The organism is uncultured Kordia sp. (assembly GCF_947496985.1).
Taxonomy (GTDB): domain Bacteria; phylum Bacteroidota; class Bacteroidia; order Flavobacteriales; family Flavobacteriaceae; genus Kordia.
The window spans coordinates 24,640-36,568 of sequence record NZ_CANMEZ010000012.1 but is presented as its reverse complement, the minus strand read 5'-3'; the positions used below and the strand labels follow the sequence as shown (position 1 = coordinate 36,568).

8 protein-coding genes are annotated in these 11,929 nt (G+C 34.8%); 5 read left to right on the top strand and 3 right to left on the bottom strand.

Annotated elements, in window-relative coordinates:
• Window positions 1-52 precede the first annotated feature (52 nt).
• The 3 genes from Q0828_RS21740 to Q0828_RS21730 form a co-directional block, all read right to left on the bottom strand.
• Window positions 53-598 (bottom strand): DUF4136 domain-containing protein, encoded by a 546-nt coding sequence (locus Q0828_RS21740; RefSeq protein ID WP_298426539.1) that lies wholly within the window; start codon window positions 596-598, stop codon window positions 53-55.
• Window positions 599-641: 43 nt separating this feature from the next.
• Window positions 642-2,630, bottom strand: coding sequence for a urocanate hydratase (locus tag Q0828_RS21735; protein WP_298426536.1), 1,989 nt, complete (start codon window positions 2,628-2,630; stop codon window positions 642-644).
• A 137-nt stretch (window positions 2,631-2,767) separates the two neighbouring features.
• Complete coding sequence (locus Q0828_RS21730; protein WP_298426533.1) at window positions 2,768-2,920, bottom strand: DUF5522 domain-containing protein; 153 nt, start codon at window positions 2,918-2,920, stop codon at window positions 2,768-2,770.
• A 47-nt stretch (window positions 2,921-2,967) separates the two neighbouring features.
• Here Q0828_RS21730 and Q0828_RS21725 point away from each other — a divergent pair, with 47 nt between their 5' ends.
• The 5 genes from Q0828_RS21725 to Q0828_RS21705 all read left to right on the top strand — a co-directional run bounded on the left by Q0828_RS21725 (window position 2,968) and on the right by Q0828_RS21705 (window position 11,928).
• Entirely contained in the window at window positions 2,968-3,291 is a 324-nt protein-coding gene (locus Q0828_RS21725) for a hypothetical protein (RefSeq protein WP_298426921.1), read from the top strand.
• Window positions 3,292-3,461: 170 nt separating this feature from the next.
• Window positions 3,462-6,368 carry a glycoside hydrolase family 2 TIM barrel-domain containing protein gene (locus tag Q0828_RS21720; protein ID WP_298426530.1) on the top strand — a complete coding sequence of 969 codons (2,907 nt, stop codon included), beginning with the start codon at window positions 3,462-3,464 and terminating at the stop codon, window positions 6,366-6,368.
• Between the two features lie 188 nt (window positions 6,369-6,556).
• The gene (locus Q0828_RS21715) at window positions 6,557-10,033 is read left to right on the top strand and encodes a VIT domain-containing protein (RefSeq protein WP_298426527.1); all 3,477 of its coding nucleotides are present in this window, start codon (window positions 6,557-6,559) and stop codon (window positions 10,031-10,033) included.
• 136 nt (window positions 10,034-10,169) lie between these two features.
• On the top strand, window positions 10,170-11,081 hold the full coding sequence (locus tag Q0828_RS21710; RefSeq protein ID WP_298426524.1) for a pyridoxal-phosphate dependent enzyme: 912 nt from the start codon (window positions 10,170-10,172) through the stop codon (window positions 11,079-11,081).
• 4 nt (window positions 11,082-11,085) lie between these two features.
• A complete protein-coding gene (locus Q0828_RS21705) occupies window positions 11,086-11,928 on the top strand; it encodes a glucosaminidase domain-containing protein (protein ID WP_298426521.1) in 843 nt (280 codons plus the stop codon).
• Window position 11,929: the final 1 nt, after the last annotated feature.

Below are 11,929 nucleotides of genomic sequence, written 5' to 3'. Positions count from 1 at the left end.
AAAAACCTCGAAGTTTTAACTTCGAGGTTTCAATTTTCATATGTGAATCTAGTTATCTAGCTTCTGCCATTGGGGGATATTCTTTCATAATTTCAGAAACAAACTTTTGTATACGTTCTGTCTTCTTTTCTCTATCGTCACGAAGCAATGTTCCTGTTCCTTTTCCTTGCCAAACCAATTCTTTTTGTTTGGTATCTATCAAGTCAATATACAATACACCCTCGGTACGAGTACTCACGGTATTCATCATTGGACCACCGCCCCAAAACCAAGGATTAATTCCCCAGCCCCAGCCGCCCCAGGCATTGTTATTTATATTAATTCGCTTATTCGCTTTTGTCATTATATTTACCAAAAGGTCTGGATTGTCCGATTTGACAAAACCTTTCGCTAACATTTCTTTCTCAATAGAACGAAGAATTCTTTTCTTATCTAAATCTGAAATCTCAGCTTGGTCAATTCCAGTTTTATAAAACGCAAATGTTTTGTATGAATTAAAATCAGTTTGTTGATCGTAATCAGAGGCAACTCTGATCGAGACACAAGAGGTAACAAGTAGTAACGCGACTACCGGGAAAAGTAATTTAATTGTTTTCATATCACTGCTTTTTTTGGGTTAATGTATTTTTCTTTTTCATATACTACTCTAACAAAGCATCATCAACGATATTTGGAAGTGTTACTTTTAAATTTGGTTCTACTTCCATAGCACGTTTTATAGCAAATATAGCCTCTTCATTTCGTGCCCAACTTCTTCTTGCTATTCCATTATTTACATCCCAAAATAACATCGAATGTAAACGTCTTGACGCTTCCTTAGTACCATCAAGAACCATGCCGAATCCACCATTCATAACTTCGCCCCAACCAACGCCTCCACCATTGTGAATGGAAACCCAAGTAGCACCTCTAAAACTATCACCAATTACGTTGTGAATAGCCATATCTGCTGTGAATTTTGAGCCATCATAAATATTAGAAGTCTCTCTATATGGAGAGTCAGTACCAGAGACATCATGATGATCTCGTCCTAAAATTACAGGTCCAATAGCTCCACGTTCAATAGCTTCGTTAAATGCTTGTGCAATTTTCATACGCCCTTCAGCATCTGCATATAAAATACGTGCTTGCGATCCTACGACTAATTTATTTTCTTGCGCGCCTTTAATCCAACGAATATTATCCGCCATTTGCTGTTGAATTTCTTGAGGAGAAACTTTCATGATTTCTTCTAAAACCTCACAAGCAATTTGATCTGTCTTTGCTAAATCTTCAGCTTTTCCAGAAGCACAAACCCAACGGAAAGGTCCAAAACCATAATCGAAACACATAGGTCCCATAATGTCTTGCACATAACTAGGATACTTAAAGTCAATACCGTTTTTCGCCATAATATCGGCACCAGCACGTGAAGCTTCAAGTAAGAAAGCATTTCCATAATCGAAAAAGTAGGTTCCTTTTTCAGTATGTTTATTAACGGCAGCTGCATGTCTGCGTAAAGTTTCTTGTATTTTTTCTTTAAACAGTTCAGGGTTATTAGCCATCATTTCATTAGATTCTTTGTATGACAAATCCACTGGGTAATAACCGCCAGCCCACGGATTGTGTAAGGATGTTTGATCACTTCCTAAATCAACATATACATTTGCTTCATCAAACTTTTCCCAAACCTCTACAATGTTTCCTTGATAAGCAATGGAAATGATTTCTTTGTTTGCTTTTGCAGAATTTACTCTTGTGACCAATTTGTCTAAATCATACACTACTTCATCAACCCAACCTTGTGAATGACGCGTTTCGGTAGCTTTCGGGTTTACTTCAGCACAAACGGTAATACAACCTGCAATATTTCCAGCTTTTGGCTGTGCACCACTCATTCCACCTAATCCGGCAGTTAAGAATAGTTTTCCAGCTAAGCCTTCACCATTTTTAGAAATTTTTCGACCACCATTTAAAACCGTAATCGTTGTTCCGTGGACAATTCCTTGAGGACCAATGTACATGTAACTTCCTGCAGTCATTTGCCCGTATTGTGTTACACCAAGTGCATTAAACTTTTCCCAATCATCAGGTTGCGAATAGTTGGGAATCATCATTCCATTGGTAACTACAACTCTCGGGGCATCTTTGTGCGAAGGAAACAAACCTAATGGATGTCCTGAATACATGACCAAAGTTTGTTCTTCGTTCATTTCAGCCAAATATTTCATGACCAATAAATATTGTGCCCAGTTTTGAAACACACCGCCATTTCCACCATAGGTAATTAACTCATGTGGATGTTGTGCGACTGCATAATCCAAATTGTTTTGAATCATCAACATAATCGCTTTTGCCTGATTCGTCTTTCCTGGATACTCATCTATCGGACGTGCATACATTTTATAATCAGGACGAAAACGATACATATAGATTCTTCCATAAGTTTCTAATTCGTTTTTGAATTCGGGTAATAATACTTCGTGATGTTTTTTGTCAAAATAGCGCAGTGCGTTTCGCAATGCTAGCTTTTTTTCTTCTGGAGATAATATTTCTTTACGCTTTGGCGCGTGATTGATAGCAGGATCGTATGGTTTCAGATTTGGTAATGTATCTGGTATTCCTTGTAAAATATGTTCTTGTACTGTCATTTCTGTTTAAAATTATGTAGTTATTCATGATGTTAAAAAAATAGATGTTTTAACATATGCTAGGGATAGCGAATATCTACACGATGAAAATGTGCAGTAGCTTTTTTATATTTCATAAAGATATGATCCATAAATAATTAGTTTCTTTTTTTGTTAAATCCGTATGGACAATGACGGCAACCGCTTTCACAACAGTAGCCTCTTTTAAGGTGAAATTGTTCTGTAAACACCTTATAACCTTCAGGCGAAAGATAAAAATCACCTTCTTCAATGGGAATTAATTTCTTCATTTCTACAAAGGTACTTAAATTGGCTTGAATTTTGAATGGCTTTAGCTATGGTTTTTGTGTCAAAATATCTAGTTCCGAGAGGTTTTCGAGGAATAACCTTGTATCCTTTTATCTTTATACGTGAAGTTAAAGATAAAAGCAATGCGATTTTGATACATCATGAACGGATTCATTTACGACAACAATTAGAGTTATTAATACTTCCTTTCTATATTTTCTATTTTTTAGAATGGTTGGTAAAACTATGTTATTACAGAAATCGATATATGGCATATAAAAACCTTAGTTTTGAACGTGAAGCCTATCAAAACGAAGCTAATTTAGAGTATTTGAAACAACGAAAATGGTTTCAGTTTCTCCGTTATTTATAAGAATGTATGAGTTTTATATACAATGTCATTAGTCTCAAAGTGATTTTTCAATAATTTCATGATCATAATTTATCAACCGCTTTCTTTTCTAATTTTTGTCTCAAATGAAATTATTAAACTTATATTAGGGCAAAACCATACTTATTAATCACCTTATAAACTACTAGCAGATGCCAATACTAATGGAGTCAGTATGTCCTAAAATTACAAAGCCACATCTTTTGAATTCAACCAATAATAACTGGGTAGTGGTGAAGGACAAAATTTCTAAGACTCCATCGGGAGATCAAGATTTGCCAGCGATTACAAAACAAGGGATAGCCTATTCTATACATGGAGTTGGAACAGAAAATACCATTCCAGCTGTTGTTCCTGGAACTATCTTAAATACATTGTTACGAGATAGGAATTGGTTGAAAGCGAATATAAAGAAATCATATACAGACAAAGATGGTACAGTACATCCGTTCAAGGAAAGAGCTGCAAGTATTGATACCGATTTCTTTGATCCGTTTTTCGATATCAATCAAAAATTTATACCAGATGCTTCCATTGATGGAGGTGTAGATCTTTATACCTATTGGTATTATACAGAGTTTACGTTAGACACGTTCGCTAAAAATCAACGTTTTTGGTTAAACCTAAGAGGAATCAACTATACAGCAAATGTTTTTATAAATGGAGTTCAATTAAATAAAGAAAAACAATTGCAAGGAATGTTTTTGCGTAATTCTTTTGATATTACCGAGTATCCAAGCAAAGATGGGATTTACCGACTTGCAATTCGAATTGTGCCACCAGACGCACCAGGTACACCAAATGGAGGAAATGGTGGCGATCCTGGTAAACCCAATATTGGAGAGCATATAGCTATACGTCATACTGTTGGTTGGGATTGGACCATTTCTATTCCCGACAGAAGTACAGGTTTGTGGGATCAAGTTTCTGTGTCTACTACGAAGGCATTACAGCTAAAGAACCCGAAAGTTACCACAAAAATAAAAGGAACTACGGCTAATGTTACTATTCAAATCCAGGTGCATAATTCAACAGCTGTAGTACAAACAGGTTTTGTTAGCTATGAATTAGAAGGAAATACACATCAACAATCCATAACAGTTGCCGCGGGTAAAACAATTTCAGTACAATTTGATCCTTTCGAAATTGGAAATGCACGTTTGTGGTGGCCGAATGGAACAGATCCTAAAAACCCCAAGAATCCTCCAGAATTATATACATTGAATTTGTACGCATCAATGACAAATGAAGTGAATACAGATTCGCTATCTGATCAACATACGCTTCGTGTTGGGATGAGAGAATTTACACATACGATGATACCTTTGGATGCTCCTAAAAAACGTCAGTTCTTAGTGAATGGAGTACCAGTATTTATCAGAGGAGGAAATTGGATGGGCATGGATACCTTGTTTAGAGGTGATGCTACTCGATACAGAAATGAAGTTCGTATGCACAAAGAGATGAATCTGAATATGATACGTGTTTGGGGTGGCGGACTTATAGAGCGTCCTGAGTTTTACCAGGCGTGCGATGAATTAGGAATTATGGTAATGCAGGAATTTTGGTTTTCTAGTGAGTTTATTTTTAGTGAGCAAGCAACTCCAAAATATGTAAATCCGAATCCAGGTTATAGAGGACCTTATAAGTTATTGCCCGAAAGCTATAAAAAGCTATTTGCTCAATGTGCTCAAGATACTATTTTGATGTTACGAAATCATGCTAGCTTGTTATTTTGGTGCGCAGCCAATGAATCGCAACCACCTGCTTCATTAATGACTAAATTAGAAGGATATATCGGTCAAGGAACGCAAGCATTGGATACTCGTTTATTAGTTAAAAACTCATTAATGGTTCATGGAGATTTTGTCGGAACAGATGGACCTTATGGAATTTTAAAGTTGAATAACTATTTTAAAGAAATGCCAAATGGTTGGACGAATCCTTTAAACCCAGAAATTGGGTCTTTGGGAATTCCACCTGTTGAAAGTATTCGGCGTATGATACGAGGAACTAGTTTAACCAAACCTCCCAAAAAGTTTGCTCAATATAGCGCTTATCACATAGATTTGCCTGTTGTAAATGAAAGTTGGCAACAATTAAAATACAGTCAATATTTTGTTGATTTTAATGTAGGTGGTCAAACTAAAGATTTTGATGATCAATTGTATACTTATGGAGCCCCTAAAGATATAGATGCCTTTTGCGATCAGGCACAGTTAACTAATTACATGCAATATAAAGGATTGTGGGAAGGATATTTAACGAACATGTGGGACTGGTATACAGGTTTAATTATTTGGAAATCCCAAGGTTGTTGGACAGGCGTAAGGGCTAAACTTTATGATTGGTTTTTAGAACAAAATGGTGGATATTGGGGCGTTAAAGATGCTTGTGAACCCATTCATGTACAATTGAACTTTATCAATTATCCTAAAGAAACCTCATATGAAGTAAACGTGGTTAACCATACACTACAAGAACTAGGGAACCTAAAATTGAATTGGAATGCCTATGGACTGAAAGGAGCTATTGGTTCTGGAAAGATACTAGCCGAAATCAAGAGTTTAGGATCTTCGACCACTAAAATTGGCGATTTAGATTTAACTAAAATTCTATCAGAATTGACTTCTGATATCTATTTTGTAGTGTTGGAACTGGAGCAAGAAGGCAAAGTACTTTCTAGAAACATGTATTGGTTGAGTAAAACTGGGCATTACCAAGAAATAGGGCAATACGCAACACCATCAATAATGACAATTGCGAAAGGAAGCAAAGACGCAAACGGTAATTATGTGTTGCAAACAAGCTTTAAAAACAATTCAGACCAACTTTCTTTCTGGAATAGACTTCAAGTTAGAAAACCTGTAGCATCAGGAAAAGTAGGAGAACGTGTATTGCCAGTATTTTATGAGCATAATTATTTTTCTTTAAAAAGTATAGAAACGCAATCTAATCAGATAGAATTTCAATACGATGGAAAAGAAGGAACTCCAGAGTTGTGGTTAAAAGGTTGGAATCAGGAGTGGCTACAAATTTCTATTGCTTGGACTAAGTAAATTAATGGTACTAAATATAAGCCTTCATTGTTTTAAGAAATGAGGGCTTTATTAATTAAATAAAGCATTTCACTTTTTTGGTAAAGAAAAACACCATTAACTCATTCAAACAACCTGCCTACTCATTATCCCTTTTCTAGCGTCTTATTAATCAGGAGTTTTGTGACGAACTTATAAAATAAGGACTCATGAAAACAAAGTTACATTTCTTGTTCTACTTCATCAGCTTAACGGTGTTGGCACAGCAACTACCTAAAGTTACACTTTCAGGTGATAAAGAACTAAAGCTAACAGATTTAAAAGTACATGTTGATATTGTTGGAAACCTCGCAGTAACAACTTATGACATGAAGTTTTATAATGAATTGGATAGAACTTTAGAAGGACAATTAGTATTTCCATTGGGAGAAGGACAAGTAGTTTCAGGGTTTGCCATGGATGTAAATGGTAAGCTGCGAGACGCGGTAATTGTAGAAAAAGAATTGGCAAGAGTTGCTTTTGAAACTACAATTAGAAGAAAAATAGATCCTGGCTTGTTAGAAAAAACAGAAGGTAACAATTACAAAGCACGTGTATATCCAATATTTGCCAAGAAACACAAGCATATTGTCATCAAATTTGAACAAGAGCTTAGTACATTAAATGGAATGCAAACATATGAGTTGCCTTTGGGTATTACTGAAACGTTAGATAACTTTTCAGTAGCTATCTCAGTATTCAATGCACAGCAACCTATAGTAAGCAAAACGCCGTATAAAGATTTCTTTTTTAAGAAAAGCAATGCATCGTATGTTGCCAAAATTACGCAAACAACTCATGCGCCTACAAAACCAATTGTAGTGCAAATTCCAAACAAGGAAAATCAAGAAAGTCTTTCTACATACAATGGATATTTTCAATATTACAAAGCATTAACACCAGCTTCCCGATTAAAATCGAAGCCAAAAAAAGTAACCATACTTTGGGATGCGTCGTATTCTTTGCGAAATAGAAACCTTGATAATGAGTTAAAGGTACTAACAGATTATATTGACTATTTACAAAATCTAAAGGTGACTTTGATTACGTTTAATAATACAATTCAGAAAACAGAAGAAATCCGAATTAGAAAAGGAGGTGTTTCAACATTAATTGATCGTATAAAAAGTGTCCAATATGATGGAGGAACAAAGCTAGATGTCTTTAAAAATATAAAAATAAAGGCGGACGAAGTATTATTGTTTTCAGATGGCTTGGGGAATTTAGGAGAATTTCTATTACATAAAAAAGTACCTGTATATACAATAAATTCATTGGTTTCTTCCAATCATCAACACTTAATTGACGTGGCAACACAATCTGGCGGAAGCTATATCAACCTAACACGTGTGGCAGCATCAGAAGCAACAAAAATGTTAAAAGAAGAAATCTATCAGTTTTTAGGCGCCAATCATGATGAAACAGTACGAGAAATATACCCTAAACAGCGTACAAATGTATATCAAGATTTTGTCATTACAGGAAAGTTTAAAGAATCAACTACAGTTGAATTGTTATTTGGTTATGGTGGAAAAGTTACTGAGAAAGTTTCTGTAAAGATATTAAGAGGACGAGGAACTAAAGTTGTAAAACGTTTGTGGGCAAAACAAAAATTGATTGATTTAAATCGAAATAAAAAACGAAATAAACAACAAATTATTTCATTAGGGAAACAGTATGATTTAATCACAGATTATACATCAATGTTAATTTTAGACAGGTTACAAGATTATGTGCGTTACCGAATAGAGCCGCCAAAAGAATTGATGGAGCAGTACAAACAACGTTTGGCGAATGATAAAAATAGAGAAACCGCTAAAAAAGAGCGAATTGCGTATCAAAAAAGAGCGTTGACAAAGAAATACAATGATCTTTTAAGATGGTATGATAAAGAGTATGTAGTAAAAGAAACTGTAAAGGAAGTTAAAAAACAAACTGAAGAAAGAACACAAGTAGTAGTGCAAGAAAATACAAATACAGAAACTACTCGTGCTGAAAATAATACACAACAAAATAATGCCAATTCATTGCGTACTATTTCAGGAACTGTTACAGATGAATCTGGTTTGCCATTGCCTGGCGCTTCCATTAATATTAGAGGAACTTCCGTTGGAGTTACTACTGATTTTGACGGGAAATACAGTATTGGGATGCGTACAGGAGAAGTTATTGTGTTTAGCTATGTTGGATATTTAACGATAGCGCATACTGTTGATGCAACTGAAAATACTTTACATATGGAATTAAAACCTGGTAGCACTTTAGAAGAAGTTGTGGTGGTTGCTTACGGAACAGAAAAACGTAGTAGAAGTGTCACCTCTGCGGTTTCTGTTGTAAAATCTGAATCTATAGAGCAAGTTCCAACTGCTTCAAGGGAGCAAATATTACAAGGACAAGCAGCTGGACTCCGAATTTCAAATGGCTCTGAAGACTCAGGGCAACCAAGGCACAGTGATAATGTAGTACTTAGAGGAAGAGCTTCGATCAGCGGAAATGCAGAGCCATTATATGTTATTAATGGAGTCCCTTCTGATGCAAGTACATTTAAAAAATTACAACAAGAGGATATTAAGGAAATGTCTGTAATAAAGAATTCATCAGCTACAGCATTATATGGAAATAGGGGCGCAAATGGCGTAATGGTGATTACTACTAAAAATGGTTTTGAAGAAAATAAAGCAGCAATAGAAGCTCTAGAAGAAAAAATTGCCAATACTATAGAAATGAAACCTTGGAACGCAAATCAACCGTATATTATAGAATTAGAGAAAGAAACTACTATTGAGGACGCTTACAATAAATATTTAAAAATAAGAGAATCGTATGCAAACATGCCAACATTTTATTTAGATGTTGCTGATTTTTTCAACGAAAGAAAAGCATCAGCAATCGCTACAACTGTCATTACAAATTTGATGGAAGTAGAGTTGAATAATTATGAATTGTTAAAAGCAATGGCGTACAAGTTAGAATATTTCAAACGTTATGATATGGCTGTGATTGCATATGAAAAAGTATTAGAATTACGTCCTGAAGAACCACAATCGTATCGCGATTTGGCATTGGCGTATGAACAGGTTGGTGCCTACCAGAAAAGTTATGATTTATTATTCCAATTATACGATGGGCAATTGCTAGGAAAAGATGAAGGAAGTCGATTTACAGGAATTGAGAAGATTGTATTTATAGAGCTTACGCGATTGATCACTATGTATGGGAATAAACTGAATATACCTGCAGAAGTGAAAAATAAATTTACTAAAATGCCTGTAGATGTTCGTATTACAATCGATTGGAATCATAATAATACCGATATAGATTTGTGGGTATTTGACCCAAATGGAGAAAAAGCATTCTATGGTCATAAAGAAACAGTAATTGGTGGACGTATGTCTGATGATTTGACACAAGGATATGGTCCGGAAGAATTCCTATTGAAGAAAGCTTCCAAAGGAGAATATAAAGTATACGTAAATCACTACTCAAATAATGTTCAGAAAATATCAGGGCCGACTATTTTAAAAGTGACACTTTATAAAAATTACGGAACAAAAGATGAGCAAAAAGAAGTATCCATTGTCCGATTGGCAGATGCGTCAGGTGAATTGGAAATAGGAAGTTTATTCTTCACAAAAGAAATTCAATAGCATACGGTTTATAAAATTATGTTTATTGGATTGAAAATCACTCTAAGTAACAATTTGGTTTGTTGTTTCTGAGTGATTTTTTTATGTTTTATAAACACTTGAGAATTGCCAAATTTGCAGTATTTTTGTAGACTCAATGCAGATTGAAACAGCACATATACCTATTCAAGAAGTTCTACTCAATTTTGATGCAGACGTCCGTTTGTTTATCAAGCGGGAAGATATGATTCATCCGTTTGTTTCTGGGAATAAATTTAGAAAACTTAAGTACAATCTGGCGGAAGCCAATAAACAAAATCAAAGAACATTACTAACCTTTGGTGGTGCATTTTCTAATCATATTGCAGCAGTTGCGGCAGCAGGAAAAATTCATAAATTTCAAACAATCGGAATTATTAGAGGAGAGGAATTAATCTCTAAAGTAGAAACCAATCCTACATTACAATTTGCTGTCGATAACGGAATGCAATTAAAGTTTATAACCCGTGAAAATTATCGTAAAAAAACATCAAAAGAATTCTTAGGACAATTAACAGCAGAGTTTGGACGTTTTTATACCATACCAGAAGGTGGAACAAATAGTTTGGCTGTAAAAGGTTGTGCTGAAATCATTACTGAAACTGAAAAAGATTTTGATACCATTTGTTGTGCCGTAGGAACTGGTGGAACAATTGCAGGAATAAGTAAAGGTGCGTATGCGCATCAAAAAGTAATAGGATTTCCTGCGTTGAAAGGTGATTTTTTACAGGAAGAAATAAAGCCATACGTTTCTACAGATAATTGGACATTGATCAATGCGTATCATTTTGGAGGTTATGGAAAAGTAACGGATGAATTAATTCAATTTATCAATACCTTTAAAAATCAAACTGAAATTCCATTAGATCCAATATATACAGGGAAAATGCTGTATGGAATCATAGATTTAATCAAAAAAGGGCATTTTGCCAAACAAAACCGTATTTTAGCAATTCATACAGGTGGATTGCAGGGTATTGAAGGTATGAACAGAAAACTACAAAGAAAAGGACAAAAAACAATCCTATAGTCATATGAAAAAGCACATAATATATACACTTTTAGGTTTATTCTTATTAGCAAGTTGCGGAACGCAAAACCGTGTAGCAAAGTCAAAAAAGAAAACTAAAAAAACAACGCGTGTAGTCAAAACGACAACTCCAAAAACCGAACCTGTAGAAGTTGTAAAAACGACTCCGAAAGTTGAGGTGAAAACTCCAAAAACGTCTACAAAAAGCAAAACAGAATTGTATATAGAAACCTATAGTGAAGTTGCCAAAAAAGAAATGGAACGTCATGGGATTCCTGCGAGTATTACACTTGCACAAGGAATTTTAGAATCGGGTTCAGGAAAAGGAGAATTGACAATGAAATCAAATAATCACTTTGGAATCAAATGTCACAGAGGTTGGAAAGGACAACGTGTATATCATGATGATGACGAAGATCAAGAATGTTTTCGAAAATATGCAAATCCAGCATACTCATTCACAGATCATTCCTTATTCCTAACAGGAAGATCGCGTTATGCATCATTATTCAAATTACCAAAAGACGATTACAAAGGTTGGGCGAGAGGCTTGAAAAAAGCAGGTTACGCTACAGATCGTAAGTATCCTAAAAAATTAATTGCTTTAATAGAACGTTACGAATTATACAAATATGATGCAGAAGTTTTGGGAAAAAAACCAGAAGATGCAAAAAAAGTAACAACACACAACGATCGTTATACGGTTGTGAAAGGAGATACTTTGTACAGTATTGCTAAAAAACATAAACTGTCTGTAGACAAATTAAAATCGTTAAATGGACTTGAAACGAATGAGATATTCGTAGGTCAAGTTTTATTTATAAAACCACTTCCAAAGGACTTTTAAA

Coding starts and splice junctions, on each gene's coding strand:
- Q0828_RS21740 (WP_298426539.1), bottom strand. CDS start 598: ATGAAAACAATTAAATTACTTTTCCCGGTAGTCGCGTTACTACTTGTT.
- Q0828_RS21735 (WP_298426536.1), bottom strand. CDS start 2,630: ATGACAGTACAAGAACATATTTTACAAGGAATACCAGATACATTACCA.
- Q0828_RS21730 (WP_298426533.1), bottom strand. CDS start 2,920: ATGAAGAAATTAATTCCCATTGAAGAAGGTGATTTTTATCTTTCGCCT.
- Q0828_RS21725 (WP_298426921.1), top strand. CDS start 2,968: ATGGTTTTTGTGTCAAAATATCTAGTTCCGAGAGGTTTTCGAGGAATA.
- Q0828_RS21720 (WP_298426530.1), top strand. CDS start 3,462: ATGCCAATACTAATGGAGTCAGTATGTCCTAAAATTACAAAGCCACAT.
- Q0828_RS21715 (WP_298426527.1), top strand. CDS start 6,557: ATGAAAACAAAGTTACATTTCTTGTTCTACTTCATCAGCTTAACGGTG.
- Q0828_RS21710 (WP_298426524.1), top strand. CDS start 10,170: ATGCAGATTGAAACAGCACATATACCTATTCAAGAAGTTCTACTCAAT.
- Q0828_RS21705 (WP_298426521.1), top strand. CDS start 11,086: ATGAAAAAGCACATAATATATACACTTTTAGGTTTATTCTTATTAGCA.